Origin of the sequence: Pseudomonas sp. A0308, from assembly GCF_044218815.1 — a bacterium.
Lineage (GTDB): Bacteria > Pseudomonadota > Gammaproteobacteria > Pseudomonadales > Pseudomonadaceae > Aquipseudomonas > Aquipseudomonas iridis.
This window is the reverse complement of the sequence record NZ_CP162581.1, coordinates 240,997-263,332: the sequence shown is the minus strand read 5'-3', so window position 1 is coordinate 263,332 and position 22,336 is coordinate 240,997. Positions and strand designations below refer to the sequence as shown.

The following is a 22,336-nucleotide window of genomic DNA, read 5'->3' as shown; positions in this document are numbered from 1 at the left end:
TAGGCTACAGATACGTCCGAGGCATGTTCAGTGTGGCATAATGATGTCATTAGATTTTTTTCAATTTCAGGTCTCAACTTCAACCAGATTAAGTACGGGTAATTGATGGAAAATAGCGCTAGGGATGCAGATTGGGCTGAGCTGGAAAACTCTATCAAGTCCGCGTTGAGATATAGCAGCGCACGGACAGAGAGTCTCGACTGGGCTGTAATGATTTTTTCCGTCGCGTTCGGAAATAAATTCCTCGGAAGTGACTTTAACGGGGATGCACCTGCTGAATATTTTAGAGAGCAGATAGAGCGTCGATTCGAGAAAGAAGACTATATAATCCCGTTGACGCTGAAGAGTCTTGATGACGATGCGCTAATTGAGTGTTGGCGTGCCACAGTTCAATGGCTGAAAGAACTAAGCGACGCTGAGTTGCGAGACTTCTCAATTTATTTGATTGATAAATTAATCTCATCAAATATCGGTTACGAGATAGGTGCTTCAAAAGTCTCGGCACTAATGGTGAGAGGTATTTTTAATCGTGGTAAAGATTCAGAGTTAATCGATGTTACACCCTCAACTGGAGAGCTTTTCGTCGCCGCCCGAGAACTTTCTTATGTAAAACCATACATGGCTCGACAAAAAGTTGGAGCTGACGCCCTGCTAAAGCTAAAGTTGAGCTTACATAATATTGCCTATCAGCAGATCGGGATCAATGATATCGCTCGCGGAATATCTAGTAGGGCTATTTGTGTTTTGGATATTAACGCAACGAGTTCCGAAGGAATATTCTCGCAAGCGCCCAAAAGTGAGCCTGTATCCACACTTAAGCAATTCATGACGTTTGGCATCCAGAATCGATGTGTAATCATAACTCCGCTCATGAGAGATAAAAACTTTCGTCTTGGTGAAAAACTTCTTAAGCTAGCTAGTGAACGATTACCGATAAGTGCCGTTATCCGGTTTTCGGCTTCAGAAAGCGGTAAAGTTTCGAACGCATTGATGGTTATCACAGATGGCGATAGAAGTGAAGAAAAATACCGCGATGTGTTGTATGTTGATATAAGCAAAGGGAATACGGCGCTTCAGGAGCTAAATTATTTAGAGGCATCCGAGCTTGCCGCGTCGATATACCAACTATGGAATGGTCACCACGAGGAAAATAGCAGCAACTTAAATGTCCAGCGGGTTCTGAATGCGCAATTTGAGCATGGCTACAGAGATATCCCTAGGTTGTGTGGCGTATTTAGATGGTCGAGCAAGACTCGAATCGGACTTCACTCATTGAAAGAACCTGACGAGCTTTCCAGGAGCAAATATCAGCCAAGCCTCTTAATCAATAGTGCGCCTATTCTCGACGAGCTGAGCAGTTCGCGGGGCAATCAATGTCTGTATGTCATTGGCAACAACGGTGAAGGAAAAAGCTTTCTCCTCCGCGACCTTATACATTTAATGGTGGAAGATCATAGAGAGTGTGTAGCGCTTACTGTGTCCCTAGCAGATAGATTTCCATCCATGTCAGACGGTCTCGGAGACCGTTACCGTCGTATGGGGGAGTTCAGCTCAAAATCTAAGCGAAGCGAATCGACAACACGCGCGCTTCTGGAAATGCTAGGCAAATTCGATCGGCGATTTGATGTATTCACTGAAGCCATGACCGCACTAGGCTTCAACCAGAACTTATACTTGGTTCGGAAAAGTAATGCCGGCAAACAAGATTCAAACTCTAAATCAGTTATCCCTTTGAAATACTTCTCACTTCAACATCACTCTGATCCAGATAGTCCGCACGGTATCGATCCAGCCCGATATGAAGTCGGTATAGTGCCTAGAGATGAAAATTACATCATTCCATTCAGTCGACTAAGCTCAGGCAAGCGAAATATTATCCAGCTTGTTACTTTGCTTGTTAGTGCTGCATCCCGCGAGGCTACTTTTTTCGTAGACGAGCCTGAGATTAGCCTCCATGTAAAATGGCAACAAGTTCTGCCAAATATTTTTTCTAGTATTGCAAAAGAATTCAAGCTTTCGTTGGTTTTAGCTACCCATTCCCCTGTAATTATCGCTAACGCAAGTTTTGGTAATTCTATTTGCTACGTTGCCCATGCAGGCACACTTGAGCTGATTAACTCTAAAGACAGGCATTCCGTTGAAACAATCTTGCTTCAAGGCTTTCAGACCTATACTCCCCACAACAGGGAGGTTCACGAAAAATGCGCAAATTTGGTTTCCAACGTTATTGGGCTGGTGAATACGGACAAGGTTCAAGCCACAGATGCTGGGGCGAAAGCGATTGCCGCGCTAGAGAGTATCACTGCCATAATTCAGAAGACTGGTCAGCACAATGGTGATGCTCAGGCGCGCGGTGATCTTGACCTGCTTGAAAAGGCAATTGCAGCTATTCGTTCGGTTGTTCCAACAAAACAAGTTTCAGGCTAACCTTTATGGCAAACTATAGCGTAAAGCAAAAGGCGGATATTGCGGCTGTAGAAGAAAAATACCGCGACAGGTGTCATGGTGTAAAAAAGCATAAGGTAGGTACTTTTAATCTTTTAAAGAAATTTTCCGATTTGGCTAGAAAAGAGTTTAGCAATCGACAGGCGGGAAATCCTGCCAGTTCGAGCGACTTATGGGTGAAACTATATAAGCATAACGAAACCAAGAAATCAGGCGTGACAGGAAAGCTCTTGCGTCAACATCTACGTGAATTTCTTGAGGAGCAGCAAGGCAATCTCTGTTGTTACTGTAGGCGCCCTCTCGTTAACATTGCCAATGCCAAGCCAATTGAGCACGTTTTGCCTCGGCAGCCATTCGTGCAGCACACTTTCCACTTCTGGAACATGGCTATTGCTTGCTTCGACTGTAATCATGCGAAGAGCAACAAATTCTGGGTAAATCCATCTGTAGTGTCAGTTGAAGATTATCCTAAGCCTGAAGATTTTTCAGACTGGTATCATCCCCGCTTCCATATTTATGATGAGCACGTACGATTTGTAAGGATTCAAACCAATGCACTTAACATTTCCTTGTACATTGGACAGACAGTACAGGGGAGAAATCTTTGCAACAACCTTCTCAGAATGATCTCAGCAAAAGATATTGTTTTATCTAGTAACGTGGCATTGAGGGAGAGTATCAACAAGCTCTACGACCACTCACCCAGCTTGGATGGAGAAGCGGCTTTAGCCGTGGAAGCTTTCAATAAATCTCTCGCTGACATTACCCTGAAACTCATTGATGAGCGCTGACCTGAGGCAATTGAATTTGCAGGCATGCTTTCCGTAAGAGGAATGACCCTCTGCAAGCTATTTGAGGAAGGCCAGTGGCTTGGCATCATGGCTCTCGCTTCAGTCCGTAGTGAGCTTCTTGGTGCGGGCAATGCCACTGACAGGGTGTCCAGTGGCGCAGGAAGCGTCCGCCTACAGCCGGCTCTATGAGGAGCTATCGAAGCTGGTTACGCAGTCTTTGATTGATTCGCCCGCAGGAGCGCCAGAATCAGCAGCCGCTAACTACTGCTTGGCTAATCCATTTCGTCAGGATTAGAAATCAAGGTCATCACAAACGATTCAGCTCCGCTTGCAGACATGCCGTGCCGAACCCTCCCTTCGAAGTAAAGTGCGCATATTCCAGGGAGGTTATAGGGTCTGATGATGAATCCTTCGCCCCCATTCGACTCCAAGAATCCAATGTCTTCCAAATGCGCGAATTCAGTCGCAATATCTTCCTCATCGCCGGTTTCCAAGTGCATCATATCGTCACTTCTAACAGACTCGTTACCATCCAATGCCTGCCACATAAAGGTTAGGATGCACTTGCGCTGAAAGACGGTAAGATCCTCGATTTCACGAATGGCCCCTTTTAATATTTCATCTTCACAACAGAGGAGAAGTGTGCAAAGTGCGTCTATTTCGCCACTATCTTTCGATAGAAACGAAATGGCATCTCGCGGGTCGACTAGCTTAATCTCAACGCCATTATGGTTAGACTTACCTACTATAATTTCAGCATTGATTTGTTGAATTAGCTTTGGATGTTTATCGTAATTTATGCATGGCACAATCCACCACTCATCAACCTTTCCAGAGTGGATGGCCTCATAGGCTTGACGTTTCAAGGCTCCTATAACGGAGTGTTTTTCATTTGTGCCTTTGTCACGAAGCACTTCCGACTCTGATTTGAGCTGGAACCCAACTCGATGTGCTTTGTCATCCTTGGTGAATGTCAGATACACGTCGATGCCATTGTCGCGCACGCTTTGACAACTCGCGGCTAGCGTTCCGTATCGTTGGAAGAGATTCAGAATTTCGTCGAGCTTTTCCGTCCATGCTTCGACAATCCATTCATGCTTAGCTTTTTCTTCAACGAAGAAACTTCCGTGGCCATTCCATTTACAGGTTTCTCGTGTCGAGAGCTCACTGACAAGCTGAATAGGTGAATAGTCGTCGTTGGTAATGCGCATACTGATCTTTTCCTTCTCCAGTTTCCTCCGAGATGCCTCTTGGAGGTGATTACCTAACCAGCTTGGCCATCCGGCGTACATCGTCAGACATTTGCTGGTTACCGAGTTGAACCAGAAACCGCTGATACTCTGCTCGTAGACTCGACATACATGCTCCGTATGAACTCAACTTGCCTCATGCCCCCTTCTCTGGGTAGCTGACAGTGGAGCGTAGTATGAAAAGCTAGACGATTGCCTATTGGCGTTGACGAAGCAGTACAAATTTTGAATTCAACGAAGGACGGCGTGTAAGTCTAAAAAACGCCGCCATTGGCGTGATTGCGTCCATGAGTTGGTGAGGCTGGTAAGCTCCGTGTCATGTCGCCCCGGTGCTTTCAATACGACCGAGGCGTCCACTACGAAACATCAATACCAAACGGCCAACGATTAGGCACTTTCTTCCTCGGCCTGGAAAACCTCGATGAGCTTCTGGTTGTAGTCATCCAGATAGCTCTGAAGCCCGTCCCGGTCGATCAGCCGGACGCCTGCTGTGCTGGCCAGCTCTTTAGCTGATTTCGTGTAGTAGGAGTTCGTGACTACCATGGCCTCGTCGCACCCATAAAAGGCTTTTGCGGAGATGGCTTGCTGCACAGCCGCATTGCCTACGGAGCCCGAGTAGTTCTTTGCCTGGATCACCATGTTTTTGCCAAAGCGGCTGACGAAAAGATCAGCGCCTTGGTCAGCCGTCTTCTTGGTCTCTTTAACGTCGTATCCAATGGTTTGGAATATCTCAACCAGGAAGGCTTCAAACTGAAATCCGTCCATAGCGTCCACTAGGTACATGGTGATGAACTGGTTCGGATTGAAATGCTCCAGCTGAGATCCCAGCCGCTCGACGAGAATATCGAAATAAATCTCCTCGCAAAGGCTCAGGCCATTACGAAAAACCTGTATCGGGAGGAGTGGCACACCAGATGTCGAAGCCGCTTGAGGGTTGAATTGCACATTGGGGAACGCAACGTCATTTTCCCACAGGTAGTAATAGAACAAAGCCAAGTCAGACCTGAAGGTCGTTCCTGCCTCTTCAATCCAAGAACGTAAGGTGTCGGCAAGATCAGTTCGAATGTGGCGGGTCAGCTCTCTGGAGAACCCCATATAGTCAGAGTTGAAAGCTGTGGTCTGCAGCAGCTTGTCCAAGAGAGATGGAAGCCCTTCAAGCTCGTCAAAGCCTTTGCGAATCAAGACTTCCCTAAACAACTCCCTCTCGCTGTACACACCATCCAATCGTGGCCCAGGTACGCCTGCGTCATCGCTGCTACCTGCGCTTTCGCGCGTTGTGTGAATGAAGTTCGTGAAGTATGGCTGCTTCAGCTCTGCGTACTTTCTCAACACGTTATTCAGGAGATCGTTGAGCTGGGCTTGCTCCTTCTTCTTCCCGAAGAAATCTTGAATCAAGCCTTTGGATCTGTATTGAAAGTCGGGATAAAACGAAGGATCCAGTGGCGTGAGGTGTCGCAACGTGAGCTCTGATGACGGTGAAACTTGAGAACCCATGCACCACGGGCATGCGATCTCGAAGGTAGTCCTGTTGCATCCGTTGCATTGGTAAATCATCGCGTCTATCCCTTTCATGAGTCGTCACGCGGCTAGCGCGTAATCACGCTTGCGACAATATCTGAGTGCCATTAGCACGTCCACGCGTTCGCGTCCGGTTAGCGCCTGTTTGCGTCGGCACAAAAAAACTTCCTATACGGCTCAAGGTTTCTCAATACGAACCGTTTTTCATATCTATGACATCCAGAGAAACCGGTTTTGAACCTACAAACGATCGTATTTGCACGCTCCTTGGAAGGCGCCGTGCCGTTTGCCGAGACCGTTCAGGGTCATCGTCAAAGCAGGGCGTGGGAACGCTTGGTCAGCTACATCGCGTCCTCTGACTCCCCTTCCGACTTTGACAGAGCTGCAGCCTTCGCTGAGGGCTATGCGCAAGCGCTGGTCGACGGAGAGCAGATCGAAATCTCAACAGAGCGTGACTTACTGATCATCTCAATCGTTGATGAGTGGCGGCGTCATTTCATCCGCGCCAATGGTTCGTCCACCTTTAACACTCCCCTCCTCCAAGGACATTCATGACTTCCAAATTTCAGCGCTACGCGGACGACGAAATTTCAGATCCAAGCCTCAGAATGCCACGTCAAATTTTGGCAACCAGCACCAATCAATATCCGATTGATATCCTCGTTTCTCGCTGGGAAAAACACTTGGTCGAGCCATCTGTTGCTCACGAGAAGTACCCTTGGGCTGCGGAGTTTGTAATGGGCATTCCTGTTCCGTCTTGGCATCGCTCAGTGGTCTGGAATCTGGGTCAAAAGGCTCGGTTCATCGTTTCTGTGTGGTCTGGAGGGGATCTCGGAAGCTATCTCACTAATGAGTGGTGTGATTCGGTTGCGGGGCGAGCAATGGCTGAGAGCAGCGATATCTTGATCGATGGCTTGCAGCGGTTGCATAGCCTTGAGGAGTACCTTCTTGATCGCTTGGCAGTCCCAGATGCTCAAGGGCAACCGAGGGTTTGGTCTGAGGTTGGCAATGGCGAACGGAAGCGTTTCTTGTCGACAGTCTTTACGCACGCACATGTATCGTCTGATGACGAAGTGCTGTTGCGAAAGACTTATGATCTTTACGCCATGGGTGTAGCTCCTCGTACGAACGAACAGCGTGCGGTTGGATAACCTAGCTTTTATTTTTCGGGCATGCCCCTCTGGGGATGGCTGTCGTAAACCAAGCCTCGTCTATCGACGGGTCTTGGCCCTGCGGGCGTCCATCCTCATGCCTTCGACCTTCCTGGTCTGCGCGCTCCGCTTACATTATGACCAAGGTCGCCACCTAGCTTGGACATTTCTTTCAGCTGCCACATACTAGCCTCATCCGCTCAGGAACGAGGCTCAGCGAATGGCATGGTCATTTTGGAAAGACAAACGTCCTGAATGGGTTCAGGCAGAGGAGCGAGCCTTCATCAAGGCAGCCAACGGTCTGAAAACTTTGCAGACAACTCCTCGCGGCGGGATGAGGATTGACCCTGAGGAACTCAGAGATCAGATCTTGGCGGCACGAGAACTGTACAAAGATCTGGTGAAGAGATAGCGGTGCATAAGAGTCAAGCAGCTGGGAGAGTCAACCTGCGTAGCTAAGACTTCTGAAGGCAGAGCGGAGGTGTCCGAAGGAGAGTTATTCACTGACACCTAGGGCTCCATATAGGTAAATTTTCAACGATTTGATTGAGGTTGCGAGCTCACCCAGCATGCGCTCAAAAACCTATTTATCGATCCCTGAACGGTGTGCCTCCAGGTGCTTATTCTCCTGCGTCCAAAGATTGATGAATTTCTCTAAGTCGTGAAGATAAGGCCCCGCTTCGAGTCGAGTCGAACCGATACTCGCTTGTAGAAATCGTTCCCGCCACGGTTCTGGAATGCTCTCTTCTCGAACAATTTGGAGGCCGCTCGAGCGAGGTTCGATAACCACAAGGTCGCGAAGATCCTCTAGTTTCGCCACATCTCTCAGCAACCTGTCGGCTTCATCCTGGCGTGCGATTTCGTCGAGCATAGACACGACTGGAGTGGCCTTGGGATCGCCTGGCAGAAGATCAGATAGCGCCCACAATGCTTTCCTCCTGATCTTCTCTCGCTCACGCAGATTCTGATCAACAACACCGCTAGACATTAGGTTCTCCTCCTTAATGCGGACACCCAGACCTCTTCTTAAGGTCGCGGGCTTCGTGGCTGAGCTATTTCAGTGTGACCGCCGGCCAAATCCGCCAGCGCCGGAGAGTTGCTCCTCCACGAACTCGATTGACGAGCTCAGCTCGTGCTGTATTTCTTCAAAGACTGAGTCTAGCTCGGGATGAGCACCTGACTTTCTAAGCTCCGCTACTAACCGCGAAAGCTCCCTGCCTTTGGCTATCGGCATTTGAACATTGCAGTACACCGTGTCTTTGTCATCACGACTCATAAGTCCTCCAAACTAGGAAGCTGAAACCCTGATGTTGGTATGTACCGGTGCTGCAATCAAGCCTCGTTGGGAGTGCTATGTCTTACGATCCGAATGCAGCAGTGGATCGGCGATTGATTGACGTTAGTTTTGGTGCGCGCCCCTGCCGGGGATGGCTGTCGTAAACCAAGCCATCTGCCAGGGCGGCGTCTTGGCCCGAAGGGCGTCTATCCTCGCGCCTCGGCCTCTCGGCCTGCGCGCTCCGCTTGCCACCACACTCCCAGCTGATTTTTGATGTCAAGGCCCAGAAGAATTTGATACTTCTCTTAGCCTATCCTTGGTAAAACTTGCTCTGGTTTCTACTCAGCCTCTGAGGAGTCGCAAATGGATGAAACTCAACGGGTAAAAGGGAGGGCTTACCAGTCCGCTCGAGATCCTGGGCGCGTGCTGATCGAAGAACGCGCAAAGGCACTCTCAGCGGCCGGCTACCCGCTGCCTGAGGATGACTCGGCGATGTACGCTGAGCAAAGACTGCGAGAGGCTAGAGAGGCGGCGCGGGAACCCCAACCTTGTCTGGTGAGCGAAGCCACTCCAATCGACATACCGTGATTGGCTCCACATGGCTAAAATGTCTCATAAAGCGCAACCACGCTCAAAAAGACTGGCTGATTAGGAACGTGTTTATGACGCTCAAAATTGCTTTTGCTGCTTTGCTAAAAGCGATGCGCGCGGGCAAAGGATTGACCCAGAGAAATCTCGCTGAAGTCAGCAGTCGAACATACGTTTCGAAACTAGAGCGCGCCCAGTCAAGCCCCACGCTCGAGATGATCACGGCTTTGAGCGGGCCGCTCAGAGTGAGTCCTATGACCCTGGTAGCCATAACTCTTTGCGCTGAGTCGGGAGAGTCCGTCGACGCTTTGCTGCGTCGCACCCAAGAGGAACTGGCGAGCCTAGGCCATGAGGGCGTTCTCAATAACCTGGCGATTTCGTCGTGTGATGAGTTACTAGCACCACGCCCCTCTCCAAAGCCCCCAAGTCATCGCTCAGTGACGAAGTCCCAGCAAGTCGAATTCTGTTTCGCTGATTAGACGCTTTTCATTGTCACGTATTCAGACGGCAGACACGGCTGCGTGTTGTGGCACACCTTTGGAAAATCCAAGAGGTCGAGTAATGCGTAATTTCGATCTTGACCTGAGTAGGGTTACCTACGAGCACTTCATCACCGGCAAGGCAGCCATAAATTTCCCGAGGCCTCACGCCACTTCGGGTGGATGGCACTACCTAGCATATTGGAACAGCGAGGTCGGTGAGGCGAAGGTGTCGCTTGCTGGTATCCACTACCCCGACACGGCATTTTGCTTTGGTGACACGGGCATCTTGAACACCACCGATGAACTAGAGCGGAGGGGGTGGAAGACCGATCACCAGATCTATATGGCCGACCACTTCCGCGCGACCGGAGATATGGTTCTCAAGTGGGTGCTCGGCCGCTCAGAGTTTTGCAACGTCGAGCTGTCAGAGTGGTTTCCGGACGATCATGATTTAGATGCCATGGTCGGAATGCTCAAAGGAGCCACCAACAAGCTGGAAAGCGTTCAAGCTGATCGCCTTAGTCGATGGCTTGGTTCGCAGCTTCTGTAAGATGAGTAGGAGCCTTGTCTATTTGCTTACGGACAAAATATCCCCCCTACACTCCTCCATCCATTAGCTCGCTAGGTCGCCATGATCAACACGCAAATGCAGCAGTTTCTTCCCCAAGTTATCAAGGTTGTGGAACGGGCAGGTATTTTATTGGCTGACGAATGCGTCCGTCCGGGAGGCCGAAGGGGATACGGTGATAAAGCTGAAATCGACGTTGAAATCGAGGTATTTCTTCGTGAGGAATTGCTGAGAATTTTGCCATGCGATTGGTGGGGTGAAGAGACCGGCCACGTACTTTCCGGCAACTCCTTCTGCTGGGTTGTTGACCCGAACGACGGCACCAGTGATTTCCTCAAAGGACTAGATGGATCAGCAATTTCAGTAGGTTTGCTTCACAACAATCATCCCATTTTGGGCGTAGTACATGCCCCAGTTACTCCTGGCGGACGTCCAGACTGCATCAGTTGGGCGCAAGGTATGGATAACCTCATTAGAAATGGAATTCCCGTCTATGTAGACCTCTCGAAGCAGGAGCTTACGGACGGAAGCTTGGTGATGGTGAGCGCTGCTGCTGGCAACAAACCGCAGACCAATCGCGAGCTCTGTGCGCCGGCAGGTTTTTACCCCATGCCATCGATTGCGTACAGACTGGCTAAGGTCGCTGCTGGGGATGGAGTTTGCGGACTGTCTCTATATCCGGTGTCAGCCCATGACGTAGTTGCGGGGCACGCATTGCTGATTGGTGCCAAAGGCGTTTTGGTCGACGAATCCGGAAACCCTATTCAGTATCGTACTGAGGTGGAAATGTTGAGTGTTTGCCAACAATGCTTTGGCGGAGCACCCAATGCTTGTTCTGAACTCGTGAGTCGCGACTGGGCCAAAGTTTTTGAGACTTCGGCGAACTAGGGCGCTCTGCAAAGCCGGAGGGATCATTACCTACGCATTGGAGACCGCAGTTTGGCAGTTTTTTAAAAAAAATTCGGTGTCTTTTGGAATCAAAAAGTAGCCGCGACTGACGTCGCAAAGGTGCGATCAGCATACACAACACTGGCTTCGCCGCCCTCCATCATGCATTCCAACGCAGAGAAAACCGAAAGCAGAGGCCAAAAGATCTAAAGCAGAAAGAGCGCAAGCCCATAGAGCAACAACAAGGCAATCGGGTCGATTGCCCCACAGCTCAAGGCAGGCCAAAAAAACGGGAGACTCTTGGAGAACGTCGCTTTTTGTTTGTTTTCAAATATAAGGTCTCCGGTTTGAAATTTTACTTTCAAGGGGGCGGGGAAAATATATTTTCGGTTTGTGTGACGAGAGCATCCTGAAGAACCACTTTGTGATGCCCAGAGCAGTAAATCAGGCGCCGAAAAGCCGCTGAAGCAGCTGCTCCGTCTGCGTTCCTCTGTACCTTGCCTTCAGCTCATCAAGCTTGGCACCTCTGCGCTCGCCAGTAAGTAAGCTAAGCCCGTGCAACGCATTAATGAGCTTCTCAGATTCGGCGTCCTCATCTCTCATCGTGATCCACGATGAGTTTGCCTGCTTGGCCAACGCTTCAGCCTTTCGGCTAAGGCTCTGCGATTCAATCAACCTGTTGCCATTCACTTCTGTCTTAAGCTGACTGATGATGTTCTCGAGTTCCTGCAGCTGCTCTGAAATGCTCTCTGCGCTATCAAGCGACACAGGACGCCCATCAACATAGATAATGTCTTCTTGGACACAGTAGATTGCCAAAGAGCCGTCCCCTCCTCCCGTGCAATCAAGCGCGAGAAAATTCCCCAGTCTCAGCGGTTTCGGAATCCACGTATGTCCCGAGCAAACTCTCCAGATGCCTGGAACACCGTCACGATAATGCTTGATGATCCGTTCCCTGCCCCACAGAGCGATCTCTTCGATCTGAGCGTTGTCTAGGCTCCCCACGAACTCTTGCCAATAAATCCCTGTTGGCACATCAGCGTGAACGACACCGACCAAGCCACGTGCGGACTGAATTTCTATGGCGGTGGGAAGACGTTCCAGCCTTTCGATCACCATTCCTTTCGATTCATCAGCGATCGTTGACCACCACCCCGCACCATGGGAGCTGTAAGGTGCTTGTGGGTTCTCACGGTAAGCGTTGATCAGCATCTGTTCGTGATTGCCCTGGACACAAAAGAACCAAGGTTCACCGAGCAGTTTTAGGCCATCCAGCATCCCAGGCCCGCGGTCAATCAGATCGCCTACAGCTATGACCCGATCAATCGCACTGTCAAACCCGAGTGCACGAAGCCCCTTGTGGAGTTCGATGGTTTTGAAATGGATATCACCGACTACAAAGTCACGGCCCACTTCGTTCTTGGGGAGTCGCAAAACCGTTTGCTTCATCTGGGATCGTTACTCCGGAGCGATGGCCGAGGGATCGACTGAGCAGCCCAATTATACTCTCTCGTCGGGACACATGATTGGACGATGGCGAACTTACCCAGCGCCGTTCGTGCCTGCGAAGAGATGAACTAGGCTCTGAGCATCACTCTCAAGGAAGACTTTCATGTCTGATAACTGGAACTACAAGATCGCCACGGCTGACTCTCTGACATTGCTGCTTCACAACCAGCACGCACTGGGTGCTGCAATTGAAGAAATAGCCAAGTGGCTCTCAGAAAATGGCGTCGGAAGTGTCGCGGGTCATGCTATTTCGGCCATGGAAGCGTTGGATGCCAATGCTCAAGCCATCACAGCTTCCATTTTGAGGATTCGACAATCGTAGACGTTGCCCCTCTCCTCGCGCCAATCGCGTCGTTGCCAACCAGATTGATAGATAAGAAAGTAGACCCCCATACGGAGTGAGGTGTCAGCTCCAGCATCAGATCCCAGGAATGCATCGAATGTCCGCGCACCATATCCACCCCCTTGATAGTTCAAGCTTCGAAAAAAGCACGACAGGCGTTCATCAAAGCAGTTGCGTCGGTTAAAGCTCGGTGGTGCTTGATTGTAGGCAGTAAGCGGTAAATATCGCTAGCAGCCTTCCGGCCCACAAATACCTCCAAAGGCTTCAACTCGAAGGTGGGCATCAGATCTGCGGCCTCGAAAAGCACATCGAACCAAAAACTGTCTTGAGGTGAGTCGCTGCAAAGCATCTGCCCTGAAAACAGCTTATTCATATTCCTCGCCACAGCGTCTGGGGTATCACCTTCCCGACGTAACTGATCCTGAGAGATTCCGTGCATGTCTTGCGCATCATACGACCAGTGCATCCAGTAACGGGCTGGCTTGATCAGCGAACTGAAGGAGACCTCACACGACACGACAGCGACTTCGATGGGATAGCTATCAGGAGCTATGCGAGAGGCTTCAAAATCAAGAAAGAAAGTTGGGCGTTCCACGGTGAGGCTCCTGTTTGACGGTTGCGACTATTAGCAACTACGCCTACTGCTTATGCATTCGCTTTCAATCACTTGAACCGTCTGTTTTAGCCGCTATGTACGCTGAGCAAGGAATGCTGGAGGCAAAAGACGCTCCATGTCTTTCGTCCTCGCACCCTTCTAGCAGACAGCGCTAGGGAGAGTGCAGGGAAACAGTGCGATGGAAAGGAATGCCCAGTTGGCGAAACCCTTCATCTTGGCTCAACGACGAAAAATGCGATTTATCAGGATCAGCGCTGCAGCACCTATCGCGAGTGCCGCGACTGGCTTTTCTTTGACGAATTTGGATACGCTATTCAGCGTATCCCCGTAGGTTTTAGTCAGCTGCCCAGCTGCTTGATGCCCCGCACCTTCAGCTTCCATCTTCGAATCACCAATCAGTTTCCCGACCGCGCTCTGCGCCTTGCCGGCCAGCTTTTCTGCTACACCTTCTACTTGTTCGCTCTTCATAATTCATCAGACCTTCGCGTGTGAGTGGGGAGTTCCATACAGCCCTGGTCGAGTGGCTACCAGCACGACTTTAGGGGCGTACGTCTGATGATTAGTTCAATGATGATGAGCTGTAGGGACTGTGAGGAAAGCGTCTACTCGTAGTCCATGACTCGCGATGTTAATTTTTTAAGGAGGCCACATAAATGCCCAGTGAATACTCGCTGTCAGACGTACTGGAAAGGATGTACCTGAATCAACTGGCCCTCGAGGCTGCCTTGATGGAGTTGACGCTGCACGCTGAAACTCAAGGTCACGTAGATGTCGGAGACAGTGTCCGGAGTGCGCTTTACGCAATTGCTGAGAACGCTGGTCACATCAAACAAGGTTTGGCACGCCTCAAGAAGTCTCCATGACTACGTCTTACAATTTTTTCACATCCGTCGGCGTACGATTAAGTCAGCTCCTCAAACAATTCACGGCTCGCGCACCCCATCGCGGGCTTTTTTTTGCCCGCAATAAAGCTGCGAGTGATCGAGAGCCTATCTGATTTACGCAATGTGAGCTGGGTGTGCGTTCAGGCCGATCCAGCCATGGAAGCCCACGTACAGACCAACACCGATGATCAGCACGCTGGACAAGTACGGCGCTCGACGAGCTACGGTGCCCAGCCAAGGCCAACGGTTGGAGGCCTGCTTAGCGCCAATTGCCGCAGCAGCACCTACAGTGACCAAGGTGAGAGCCAATCCTATGCTGAAACACAGGACAAGCATGCCTCCCAGCGCGACTTCTTTTACCTGAAGACATAGCAACAGAACGGTAATGGCTGCCGGACAAGGAATCAGACCGCCAGTCAGGCCGAACATAACGATCTGGCCCGTAGTGACCTCGCGATTAGTGAAGCGCTTGCGGATATCGTTGGCATGCGCACGTTCATGCGCATCCTGATAGCCATCAATCGACAACTCTAAGCCTTCCAATTCGGAATGAGCATGCCCGTGATCGTGTTCCTGATACTGGAGATCGTAATCATGGGAGTGACCTGCATGCCCAAGACTCAAGCGAGCACTGAATTCATGTGGTTCCGGAATATCGACCGTCGACTCTAGGAAGCCGTCGCGCTCAACGAAAGAGAACGATTGGCTGCTACCGTCCGGACGAGTAGTCATCAGGCGAACATCTGAGGCAGCCCAAGCGTGCCCGGTCAGTGTCTTCAGACGCCAGTGCGGTGGCATGCCTTCCTCGAAGATCGACAGTTGGATGCGGCCATGACCGGTATCGATTCGATGGGTTTCATCATGATGACCATGACCATGACCATGACCATGACCATGACCATGACCATGACCATGACCATGGCCGTGCTCGCCGTGGTGGTGATCATCACCTTGCTCGAACTTGAACATCTGCTCGCCGCGCCAAGTACGCCAGAGCATCCATAGCGCAATCACGATAATCAGTGCAGAAGAGGCAATCTGGAAGTACGGCTCAGTGGTTTGCGCATCCAGGCCTTTGCCCAGGTACATGCCGCCGATGGCGACCAACCACACCACTGCGGTATGCGACAACGTCGCGGCCAAACCTAACAAAACAGCCTGTTTGACCGAGCCACGGATGGCCACGATGAAGGCCGCCATCATGGTTTTGGAATGTCCCGGCTCCAGGCCATGCAAGGCGCCGAGCAGGATCGCGCTCGGGAAATACAGCCAGGCGTGAGCCCCGCCTTGTTGCAGCAGTTCAGCGAAATTGGGCATGTCTGACCTAGAGGTACTTGGTGATTTGCTTGAAGGCTTCCAGTGGTGCGCGTTCGCCATTGCCTAGCGCCGAAACGGTGTCCTCCAGGCAGTGATCGATGTGATCCTGGATGAGCGTACGTTTGGCTTGGCACACTGCTTTTTCAACCGCATGCAGCTGCTGGGCGATGTCAACGCACTCACGACCTTCTTCGATCATGGTGATGATGCCGCGTAAATGCCCGTCCGCCCGCTTGAGACGTTTGATGATCGCCTCGTGACTTTGGTGGGTGTGGGGATGGCTGTGTTCGTGTTCGTGCTCACTCATGACTTGAGCCTCAGGTCTCAATGAATTACGCTGGCATCCTATCCCCCCTAGGGGGATGCGGTCAAACGCGTAAAAGCCCTATAAACCGAGTTGAAACCCTAACGCCATGTTCAGCAGAACACTGACAACTACGGTGGTAATCGCGCTTGCTCTCGCCATGTTGGTGGCTTGGGCCGGGCATACCTATTCGTTATCAGTGGCGTCGAAACAGCCAGCCTGGGAGATCACGCAAGACGCCCATCACTCCCACGGCGGAGAGGCTTCATCCAGCTACTCGAATCTTTCAGATCACTACCATTCGCCATTGACCCCTGATCACCAGCACGAAACACCGCAACTCACAGCGGCGTTGATGCTGGCGACATCCCCAATACTATCCATCCGGGTCGATGCGCTTCGAGACTCTATTCCCCTGCCGCCGATATTCTTGATCGAGCGTCCACCCCGTCCTTCGTTCGCATCTTGACCTTGGTCGCACTGCGGCCTTCGATCTCTGCAACGTAGGATTGATATATGCATTCGTACTCGATGAGCGGCGTCGGCGCGTTTACTGCGCCTTTGCACCGCCCCGTATTGCTGTTGTTTTTACTTGTCGCTGCACTTTTCCTGGGAATGCCCGAGGCAATGGCTCACGCCGTCGCGGAGGGTGACAAAGGCTTCATTCAGGAAAGCTCCGGCGTCATGTTGCTGCCCTTCATCTACATGGGCGCTAAGCACATGATGACCGGGTACGACCACCTGCTGTTTTTGTTCGGGGTGATCTTCTTCCTCTATCGCCTGAAAGACGTGGGGCTCTACGTCACGCTGTTCGCTGTAGGCCATTCGGTCACGCTGCTGCTTGGCGTACTTACAGAGGTCAGCATCAGCTCGTACATCATCGACGCCATCATCGGCTTCTCGGTGGTGTACAAGGCGCTCGACAATCTGGGCGCATTCCAGCGCTGGTTCGGTTTCCAACCCAACACCAAAGTGGCCACGCTGATCTTCGGCTTGCTCCACGGTTTTGGTCTGGCGACGAAGATCCAGGAGTACGAGATCTCATCTGATGGCCTGATTCCGAACCTGATCGCCTTCAACGTTGGCGTTGAGATCGGCCAGCTGCTGGCCCTCAGCGCGATTCTCATTTTGATGGGTTATTGGCGGCGCACCGGCAGTTTTTGGCGCCACGCCTATACCGCCAACGTCGCCATGATGAGTGCCGGTTTCCTCCTGATGGGTTACCAGATCACCGGCCTGTTTGTCTCCGCGTAAGGAATTCTGACCATGTTCAATACTCCGCTTCCAACTGTTAATGAATTACCAAGCACTCGCAAACTGGTGCGCTCCACTGTTATTGCCCTGCTGACTGCGGTCGGCCTGCTGGTGACAGTGGTTATGCCTTCGGAATATGCCGTCGATCCAACGGGTGTGGGCCGAGCACTGGGACTGACCCAAATGGGCGAATTGAAGATCATCCTTGCTCAGGAAGCTTTGGCGGATGCCGCGCCACCGCAAGCTGCTGCTCCGCAGGTTGCGCAAGTCCAGCCTGTTGCGAAACCTGTTGCTCAGCCGGCGCCCACACACACGTCTGCTTTGAAGACTAATCAAATGAGCGTCACTCTCAAGCCAGGTGAAGGGACGGAAATAAAGCTCGAAGTCTTGAAGGGCAAGTCTGTTAGCTACGAATGGACTGCGGTTGGCGGGCCTGTGAACTTCGATACCCATGGCGAACCCTACAACGGTGAAAAGGGTTACTTCCATAGCTACAGCAAGCGCAAGCAGGTCAAAAGTGACAAGGGTGAATTTACCGCCATTTTTGATGGCACCCATGGTTGGTTTTGGCGTAATCGCAGCAGCAATGACGTGACCATTGCACTTAAAACCAACGGCGATTACTTGAGCGTCAAACAGTAATTCAGAACAGCGATGGCTGTCCTGCTGCCGAAATCCAGCGTTCAGCCAGCACCAGACCATTTATTTCCAAATTATGAAGAGTCCCTCCATGAAAACCCCAACCACTCTGTTTCGCTCGATGCTCCTGATCTGCTTCTTCGGCCTGATGACGGCATGCGGCGGTGGTGAGAAAGGAGAAACCTCCGAGTCCGCTGAACACGGACACTCTCACGAGTGACACCCTGAATAGAACAAGGCCGCAGTTGCGGCCTTGTTTGTGTCTACATCTCAACCTGCGTACCCAGTTCGATCACTCGGTTCAGCGGCAAGTTGAAGTATCTAAGGTTGCTGTTGGCGTTCTTCAGCAGAAAAGCGAACAAGCCCTCTCGCCAACGAGCCATCCCTATACGCTTGGTCGGGATAACCGTCTCGCGGCTAAGGAAGTAGGTTGTACGCATCGGACTGAAGTCCAGCTCACCCAAGTGACAAAGACTCAAGGCTGCGGGTACGTCAGGTTCCTCGATAAAGCCAAAGTGCAGGCTAACTCGGAAAAATCCCTCACCGTAAGCCTCGACCTCGAAGCGCCGATCAGCTGCCACACGCGGGCTGTCTTCAGAGACCACCGTGAGCAAAACCACCTGCTCGTGCAGAACCTGGTTATGCAGAAGGTTGTGCAAGAGCGCATGAGGGACAGCATCAGATCTGGCCGTCAAAAACACTGCCGTACCCTGCACGCGATGCGGTGGCTGCGAACGGATGCTGCTGATGAACAACGGCAGAGGAAGTGCGGTCTCGTCCAAGCGCTCGACGATAATCTTCCGCCCTCGCTTCCAAGTGGTCATTAAGATGAACAGGCCGATGCCGGCTATCACGGGGAACGCACCACCCTGAAAAATCTTTGGCGCGTTGGCCGCGAAATACAGACCGTCTACTAGCAGAAAGCCCAGCAGCAATGGGATGGCCAGCCATCGCGGTGTTTTCCAGAGGAGAAGCACTACAGCCGAGGACAAGATGGTCGTGATCAGCATGGTGCCCGTCACTGCAACCCCGTAGGCGGCAGCCAAGGCACTGGATGACTCGAAGCCAATCACCAGCAGCACTACACCGACCATTAACGCCCAGTTGACCGTGCCTATATAAATCTGCCCCTGCTCTTGGCTGGAGGTGTGCTGGATGAACATCCGAGGGACGTACCCTAGCTGGATGGCTTGGCGCGTCAGGGAAAACGCACCGGAGATGACGGCTTGAGAAGCGATGATCGTAGCCAGTGTGGAAAGCGCGACCATCGGCAGCAGTGCCCAGCTCGGCGCAAGTAAATAGAACGGGTTGCGCACAGCCTCTGGGTTTTCCAGGATCAAGGCGCCTTGACCAAAATAATTAAGTGCCAGCCCCGGCAACACCAACATGAACCATGCCCGAGAAATCGGCTTGCGGCCAAAATGCCCCATGTCGGCATACAGTGCTTCAGCACCGGTCAATGCCAACACGACCGCGCCTAAAATCGCTACACCCATGCCAGGATGAGCAACAAAGAACTGCACCGCCCAAACAGGGTTTAGCGCTTGCAGCACCTCGGGCCGCTGCAAAATGCCGTGGATGCCGAGGGCACCCAACACCACAAACCACAACACCATGACCGGGCCAAACAGAATGCCGATTCGGGCTGTGCCATGTTTCTGTATCAAGAACAGCGCAACGAGCACGATCACTGATATCGGCACCACCCAGTGCTCTATTCCGTCAAATGCTAACTGTAATCCTTCGACTGCAGAGAGCACCGAAATAGCTGGGGTGATCATGCTGTCACCGTAACAAAGTGCAGCACCGAACAGACCGAGTAGAACCAGTATCTTGCTCATGTGTGGGTAAGGTGCAGCTGCGCGGCGGGCTAACGCAGTCAAAGCCATGATGCCGCCTTCGCCCTGGTTGTCGGCACGCAAAATGAACAATACGTACTTGATCGAGACTACCCAGATCAGTGACCAAAAGATCAACGACAGAATGCCTAGCACGCCATCGTGATTCACCTGAACCCCGTAATGCCCGGAAAAGACCTCTTTCAACGTGTAGAGGGGGCTCGTGCCAATGTCTCCGTAAACCACACCTACAGCAGCGACGAGCAAGCCCACCCCTGATGCTTTGGATGGGGAGTCTACGTGTGTAGCGGTCGCGGTCTCACTCAAGGTGGCGCCCTCTCAATTAGCGGGGAGTAACTGCATGCCATCCTTGGGCAATACGTTTTTCCAGGGCCAACTGCAAAGCTAGGCGCATGGACGATATAAAAAATCGCGGCCAGTATCGTGGTGAGCAAAAAAATCTACCGTAAAGAAATCGTAAAAACTCAGGCTGGTTTTTCTCGACATTCTGGGTGTGAGTCAAGCCGAATCTAGTCAGAAGGCAGAGCTATAAGCGATTGGCGGAGGAGCTCCGATTGACCGGTTGAGCACCTTTGATTTACCGCCCTCAATTACTCGGGCGATTGCTCGACAGTCATCTTTATCTTCCTACGGTGGGGTGGCGCACGTACCTCACTGCTTGAAGCCGACACTCAATTTATTCCCGTTCCGACCGAATCAGTTCCATCGAAAAGGCCTACACTTTAGGCCGCTACACAAAACTTTTAGAAAAATAGATCGGATACAGGAACGATCTTATGCACGAAGATTGGGAAAAACTTCCCCCGATAGAAGGGTTGGTAATCGTAGTTGAGGACGACCCATCAATTCGCTTGCTGACTGTCGATATTTTATCGGAGGTCGGTATGCGCACGTTGGATTTCAGCACTGCAGATGAGGCCTTAACCCACCTGCTGAGCACGTCCGATAGCTGCCCTCTGGTGATTGCAGATCAAGGGCTGCCTGGTGAACTTCAAGGTGCAGATTTCATAAAAATCATTAAGGAGAAATGGCCCACGACAGCCACAATTCTTACATCCGGCTACGCGCTGGATCCGTCGATGGTTCCATCTTCAACAATTTACCTGGGTAAGCCTTGGTCTATGACCGAGCTGATGATGGCTGTCGCAAAACTGCTCCGGCCAGGCGATCCGCGTCTTAAGACGTCATGAAGGCTAGGTTTAAGACTTTTCCTATCTGGACGCCATGGTAGGTAATCCAAATCTAGAACAGGGCTGTCAGACGGGCGACCGTCAAGGCTCAATGCAAGGTCGGACTGTAGAAAGCAACCTAGTCCAAGCGTCATATGCGCCTTTGTGGCAAATCACTGCTTCGTCCCAACGGGCGCCTGAGACTTCCTTCGCCACCACCAGCATCATTAGGTGATTTGTCGCCCCATCGAGAGCCACTAGAAGGTGGTGAGAATTGAATCGGAATTCATCGAGATTGAACATGATGTCACTTCGGCGGTAGGACTGGCTCGGTACTACGAACCGCTATTCCTATGAGCTCATTTTGGGCTACATATTGGAGGCTGCATAGTGTGCAAGAAACCCTCTCGGCGGAATTTGGCACGGCTCAAGGTCATCTCACGTAAGCGTCTGCAGGACATATCTTGCCTGGCTAAGTTTGGTGTGGAGCCAGCATACGAGCGAAGGTTAGTGCGCTGTGAACCAACTGGGGTGTAGCACAGGGAAATGTTCCTTCAGCCAAGCCACAAATGCGTCGACCTGAGGAGCAAGATGCGTCCTGCTTGGATAAAGCACGGAGACCAAGCGCGGCTTTGGGCGATGCTCACTGAGCACCTCAACCAGTTCTCCACTTGCGAGGAAGGTCTCAACGGTAATCCCCGGAGCTTGAATAATGCCGAAGCCGGCAACACCACATTGAACGTAGGCATTTGACTCATTCACAGTGATACCGCCACGGGGGGTGTGAGGATGATCCTCGCCGTCCACCGAGAAGTGCCAAGGGAGCGGCCTGTTGCTTTGACCGGAAAGGAAGCTGACACACCGATGGTTTATTAGACCTTGCAGTGTTGTAGGTGCCGCGAACGCTTGGAGATAACTTGGGGACGCACAGGTCACCATGATGGCGGTGCCAATTTCTCTGGCCACCATACTTGAATCTGGGAGGTCACCAATTCGCACTACACAGTCGATGCCCTCGGCTACGAGATCTACCATACGGTCGGTCACGCCTAGCGCAAGCTCGATTTCGGGGAATGCCTCGGTAAATCTCCTAAGGCTTTCCATGAAGCTGTGCTGGGAAAATGCAGTGGGGATATCAATTCGAAGCCGTCCTCGCAACGTCGATCCACTGCGGTCGAACATGGAAGTGGTTTCTGCGATGGTTGCCAAAATCTCTTTGACGCGTTCGTAAAACCGCTCGCCCTCAGCAGTCAGTTTTACCTTGCGAGTAGTGCGTTGGAAGAGACGGACACCCAGCGAAGCTTCCAGATCCTGAATGGTGCGCGTGACGTGCGGGCGTCCTGCCTGCAATGCTTCCGCGACTTTCGTGAAGCTCTCTAGCTCCGCTAGCTTAGCGAATACCTGCATCGCCTGTAGAAGCTCCATAACTCTCCCCCGAAATGCATGTGACTGCGATGATTGTTGCTTGCCAGGATAACAATCCTG

24 protein-coding genes are annotated in these 22,336 nt (G+C 51.6%); 13 read left to right on the top strand and 11 right to left on the bottom strand.

The features are described 5' to 3' along the window. Nucleotides 1-210 precede the first annotated feature (210 nt). Both AB4P92_RS01280 and AB4P92_RS01275 read left to right on the top strand, forming a co-directional pair. The gene (locus AB4P92_RS01280; RefSeq protein WP_395598696.1) at nt 211-2,427 is read left to right on the top strand and encodes an AAA family ATPase; all 2,217 of its coding nucleotides are present in this window, start codon (nt 211-213) and stop codon (nt 2,425-2,427) included. Between the two features lie 5 nt (nt 2,428-2,432). Beyond that, nucleotides 2,433-3,236, top strand: a complete 804-nt coding sequence (locus AB4P92_RS01275; protein ID WP_200645864.1) for an HNH endonuclease — start codon at nt 2,433-2,435, stop codon at nt 3,234-3,236. A gap of 272 nt (nt 3,237-3,508) precedes the next feature. Here AB4P92_RS01275 and xopAX read toward each other — a convergent pair whose 3' ends face one another. Together xopAX and AB4P92_RS01265 are read right to left on the bottom strand one after the other, a co-directional pair. Continuing rightward, nucleotides 3,509-4,447, bottom strand: a complete 939-nt coding sequence (gene xopAX, locus AB4P92_RS01270) for a XopAX family type III secretion system effector (protein ID WP_200645863.1) — start codon at nt 4,445-4,447, stop codon at nt 3,509-3,511. A 426-nt stretch (nt 4,448-4,873) separates the two neighbouring features. Next, nucleotides 4,874-6,040: a restriction endonuclease gene (locus AB4P92_RS01265; protein ID WP_191952883.1), complete on the bottom strand. Its 1,167-nt coding sequence runs from the start codon at nt 6,038-6,040 to the stop codon at nt 4,874-4,876. Nucleotides 6,041-6,238: 198 nt separating this feature from the next. Here AB4P92_RS01265 and AB4P92_RS01260 point away from each other — a divergent pair, with 198 nt between their 5' ends. Both AB4P92_RS01260 and AB4P92_RS01255 read left to right on the top strand, forming a co-directional pair. Further along, complete coding sequence (locus tag AB4P92_RS01260) at nt 6,239-6,559, top strand: hypothetical protein (protein ID WP_200646034.1); 321 nt, start codon at nt 6,239-6,241, stop codon at nt 6,557-6,559. Next, nucleotides 6,556-7,155: a hypothetical protein gene (locus AB4P92_RS01255; RefSeq protein WP_200646033.1), complete on the top strand. Its 600-nt coding sequence runs from the start codon at nt 6,556-6,558 to the stop codon at nt 7,153-7,155. The genes AB4P92_RS01260 and AB4P92_RS01255 overlap by 4 nt, the downstream gene beginning before the upstream one ends. 583 nt (nt 7,156-7,738) lie before the next feature. Here AB4P92_RS01255 and AB4P92_RS01250 read toward each other — a convergent pair. Next, on the bottom strand, nt 7,739-8,143 hold the full coding sequence (locus AB4P92_RS01250; protein ID WP_200646032.1) for a hypothetical protein: 405 nt from the start codon (nt 8,141-8,143) through the stop codon (nt 7,739-7,741). Between the two features lie 69 nt (nt 8,144-8,212). Next, a complete protein-coding gene (locus AB4P92_RS01245) occupies nt 8,213-8,431 on the bottom strand; it encodes a hypothetical protein (RefSeq protein ID WP_234452103.1) in 219 nt (72 codons plus the stop codon). A gap of 662 nt (nt 8,432-9,093) precedes the next feature. Here AB4P92_RS01245 and AB4P92_RS01240 point away from each other — a divergent pair. The 3 genes from AB4P92_RS01240 (at nt 9,094) to AB4P92_RS01230 (ending at nt 10,957) form a co-directional block, all read left to right on the top strand. Then, entirely contained in the window at nt 9,094-9,498 is a 405-nt protein-coding gene (locus tag AB4P92_RS01240; protein ID WP_200646031.1) for a helix-turn-helix transcriptional regulator, read from the top strand. Between the two features lie 82 nt (nt 9,499-9,580). Beyond that, nucleotides 9,581-10,051: a hypothetical protein gene (locus AB4P92_RS01235; RefSeq protein ID WP_200646030.1), complete on the top strand. Its 471-nt coding sequence runs from the start codon at nt 9,581-9,583 to the stop codon at nt 10,049-10,051. An 81-nt stretch (nt 10,052-10,132) separates the two neighbouring features. Then, nucleotides 10,133-10,957 (top strand): inositol monophosphatase family protein, encoded by an 825-nt coding sequence (locus AB4P92_RS01230; RefSeq protein ID WP_200646029.1) that lies wholly within the window; start codon nt 10,133-10,135, stop codon nt 10,955-10,957. Nucleotides 10,958-11,401: 444 nt separating this feature from the next. On the opposite strand, the gene AB4P92_RS01225 is transcribed toward AB4P92_RS01230, so the two are convergent. Next, on the bottom strand, nt 11,402-12,406 hold the full coding sequence (locus AB4P92_RS01225; protein ID WP_200646028.1) for a metallophosphoesterase: 1,005 nt from the start codon (nt 12,404-12,406) through the stop codon (nt 11,402-11,404). A gap of 163 nt (nt 12,407-12,569) precedes the next feature. On the opposite strand from AB4P92_RS01225, the gene AB4P92_RS01220 reads away from it, so the two are divergent. Continuing rightward, nucleotides 12,570-12,788 (top strand): hypothetical protein, encoded by a 219-nt coding sequence (locus AB4P92_RS01220; protein ID WP_200646027.1) that lies wholly within the window; start codon nt 12,570-12,572, stop codon nt 12,786-12,788. A 151-nt stretch (nt 12,789-12,939) separates the two neighbouring features. On the opposite strand, the gene AB4P92_RS01215 is transcribed toward AB4P92_RS01220, so the two are convergent. Together AB4P92_RS01215 and AB4P92_RS01210 are read right to left on the bottom strand one after the other, a co-directional pair. Continuing rightward, complete coding sequence (locus AB4P92_RS01215) at nt 12,940-13,404, bottom strand: hypothetical protein (protein WP_200646026.1); 465 nt, start codon at nt 13,402-13,404, stop codon at nt 12,940-12,942. Nucleotides 13,405-13,644: 240 nt separating this feature from the next. Continuing rightward, nucleotides 13,645-13,893 (bottom strand): CsbD family protein, encoded by a 249-nt coding sequence (locus tag AB4P92_RS01210; protein ID WP_200646025.1) that lies wholly within the window; start codon nt 13,891-13,893, stop codon nt 13,645-13,647. A 185-nt stretch (nt 13,894-14,078) separates the two neighbouring features. Between AB4P92_RS01210 and AB4P92_RS01205 the strand changes: the two genes are divergently transcribed. Continuing rightward, nucleotides 14,079-14,288: a hypothetical protein gene (locus AB4P92_RS01205; protein WP_200646024.1), complete on the top strand. Its 210-nt coding sequence runs from the start codon at nt 14,079-14,081 to the stop codon at nt 14,286-14,288. A 135-nt stretch (nt 14,289-14,423) separates the two neighbouring features. Here AB4P92_RS01205 and AB4P92_RS01200 read toward each other — a convergent pair whose 3' ends face one another. Together AB4P92_RS01200 and AB4P92_RS01195 are read right to left on the bottom strand one after the other, a co-directional pair. Then, nucleotides 14,424-15,626 (bottom strand): nickel/cobalt efflux transporter, encoded by a 1,203-nt coding sequence (locus AB4P92_RS01200; protein ID WP_395598695.1) that lies wholly within the window; start codon nt 15,624-15,626, stop codon nt 14,424-14,426. Between the two features lie 7 nt (nt 15,627-15,633). Next, the gene (locus AB4P92_RS01195; protein WP_032894820.1) at nt 15,634-15,933 is read right to left on the bottom strand and encodes a metal-sensing transcriptional repressor; all 300 of its coding nucleotides are present in this window, start codon (nt 15,931-15,933) and stop codon (nt 15,634-15,636) included. Between the two features lie 513 nt (nt 15,934-16,446). Here AB4P92_RS01195 and AB4P92_RS01190 point away from each other — a divergent pair. From AB4P92_RS01190 to AB4P92_RS01180, 3 genes are all read left to right on the top strand, one after another. Further along, nucleotides 16,447-17,184 (top strand): HupE/UreJ family protein, encoded by a 738-nt coding sequence (locus tag AB4P92_RS01190; protein WP_200646022.1) that lies wholly within the window; start codon nt 16,447-16,449, stop codon nt 17,182-17,184. 12 nt (nt 17,185-17,196) lie between these two features. Then, nucleotides 17,197-17,826: a transmembrane anchor protein gene (locus AB4P92_RS01185; RefSeq protein ID WP_200646021.1), complete on the top strand. Its 630-nt coding sequence runs from the start codon at nt 17,197-17,199 to the stop codon at nt 17,824-17,826. An 88-nt stretch (nt 17,827-17,914) separates the two neighbouring features. Continuing rightward, the gene (locus AB4P92_RS01180) at nt 17,915-18,043 is read left to right on the top strand and encodes a hypothetical protein (RefSeq protein WP_267912349.1); all 129 of its coding nucleotides are present in this window, start codon (nt 17,915-17,917) and stop codon (nt 18,041-18,043) included. A gap of 43 nt (nt 18,044-18,086) precedes the next feature. On the opposite strand, the gene AB4P92_RS01175 is transcribed toward AB4P92_RS01180, so the two are convergent. After that, nucleotides 18,087-19,988 carry a potassium transporter Kup gene (locus AB4P92_RS01175; RefSeq protein ID WP_200646020.1) on the bottom strand — a complete coding sequence of 634 codons (1,902 nt, stop codon included), beginning with the start codon at nt 19,986-19,988 and terminating at the stop codon, nt 18,087-18,089. A gap of 470 nt (nt 19,989-20,458) precedes the next feature. On the opposite strand from AB4P92_RS01175, the gene AB4P92_RS01170 reads away from it, so the two are divergent. Continuing rightward, nucleotides 20,459-20,872, top strand: a complete 414-nt coding sequence (locus tag AB4P92_RS01170) for a response regulator (RefSeq protein WP_200646019.1) — start codon at nt 20,459-20,461, stop codon at nt 20,870-20,872. A 486-nt stretch (nt 20,873-21,358) separates the two neighbouring features. Here the strand turns inward: AB4P92_RS01170 and AB4P92_RS01165 are convergent, their stop codons facing one another. Continuing rightward, nucleotides 21,359-22,258: a LysR family transcriptional regulator gene (locus AB4P92_RS01165; protein ID WP_200646037.1), complete on the bottom strand. Its 900-nt coding sequence runs from the start codon at nt 22,256-22,258 to the stop codon at nt 21,359-21,361. Nucleotides 22,259-22,336 lie beyond the last annotated feature (78 nt).

Bases quoted from the DNA above. Each gene is read 5' to 3' on its own strand.
- AB4P92_RS01280 (WP_395598696.1), top strand. From the start codon at position 211: ATGATTTTTTCCGTCGCGTTCGGAAATAAATTCCTCGGAAGTGACTTT.
- AB4P92_RS01275 (WP_200645864.1), top strand. From the start codon at position 2,433: ATGGCAAACTATAGCGTAAAGCAAAAGGCGGATATTGCGGCTGTAGAA.
- xopAX (WP_200645863.1), bottom strand. From the start codon at position 4,447: ATGCGCATTACCAACGACGACTATTCACCTATTCAGCTTGTCAGTGAG.
- AB4P92_RS01265 (WP_191952883.1), bottom strand. From the start codon at position 6,040: ATGATTTACCAATGCAACGGATGCAACAGGACTACCTTCGAGATCGCA.
- AB4P92_RS01255 (WP_200646033.1), top strand. From the start codon at position 6,556: ATGACTTCCAAATTTCAGCGCTACGCGGACGACGAAATTTCAGATCCA.
- AB4P92_RS01250 (WP_200646032.1), bottom strand. From the start codon at position 8,143: ATGTCTAGCGGTGTTGTTGATCAGAATCTGCGTGAGCGAGAGAAGATC.
- AB4P92_RS01245 (WP_234452103.1), bottom strand. From the start codon at position 8,431: ATGAGTCGTGATGACAAAGACACGGTGTACTGCAATGTTCAAATGCCG.
- AB4P92_RS01240 (WP_200646031.1), top strand. From the start codon at position 9,094: ATGACGCTCAAAATTGCTTTTGCTGCTTTGCTAAAAGCGATGCGCGCG.
- AB4P92_RS01235 (WP_200646030.1), top strand. From the start codon at position 9,581: ATGCGTAATTTCGATCTTGACCTGAGTAGGGTTACCTACGAGCACTTC.
- AB4P92_RS01230 (WP_200646029.1), top strand. From the start codon at position 10,133: ATGATCAACACGCAAATGCAGCAGTTTCTTCCCCAAGTTATCAAGGTT.
- AB4P92_RS01225 (WP_200646028.1), bottom strand. From the start codon at position 12,406: ATGAAGCAAACGGTTTTGCGACTCCCCAAGAACGAAGTGGGCCGTGAC.
- AB4P92_RS01220 (WP_200646027.1), top strand. From the start codon at position 12,570: ATGTCTGATAACTGGAACTACAAGATCGCCACGGCTGACTCTCTGACA.
- AB4P92_RS01210 (WP_200646025.1), bottom strand. From the start codon at position 13,893: ATGAAGAGCGAACAAGTAGAAGGTGTAGCAGAAAAGCTGGCCGGCAAG.
- AB4P92_RS01205 (WP_200646024.1), top strand. From the start codon at position 14,079: ATGCCCAGTGAATACTCGCTGTCAGACGTACTGGAAAGGATGTACCTG.
- AB4P92_RS01200 (WP_395598695.1), bottom strand. From the start codon at position 15,626: ATGCCCAATTTCGCTGAACTGCTGCAACAAGGCGGGGCTCACGCCTGG.
- AB4P92_RS01195 (WP_032894820.1), bottom strand. From the start codon at position 15,933: ATGAGTGAGCACGAACACGAACACAGCCATCCCCACACCCACCAAAGT.
- AB4P92_RS01190 (WP_200646022.1), top strand. From the start codon at position 16,447: ATGCATTCGTACTCGATGAGCGGCGTCGGCGCGTTTACTGCGCCTTTG.
- AB4P92_RS01185 (WP_200646021.1), top strand. From the start codon at position 17,197: ATGTTCAATACTCCGCTTCCAACTGTTAATGAATTACCAAGCACTCGC.
- AB4P92_RS01180 (WP_267912349.1), top strand. From the start codon at position 17,915: ATGAAAACCCCAACCACTCTGTTTCGCTCGATGCTCCTGATCTGCTTC.
- AB4P92_RS01170 (WP_200646019.1), top strand. From the start codon at position 20,459: ATGCACGAAGATTGGGAAAAACTTCCCCCGATAGAAGGGTTGGTAATC.
- AB4P92_RS01165 (WP_200646037.1), bottom strand. From the start codon at position 22,258: ATGCAGGTATTCGCTAAGCTAGCGGAGCTAGAGAGCTTCACGAAAGTC.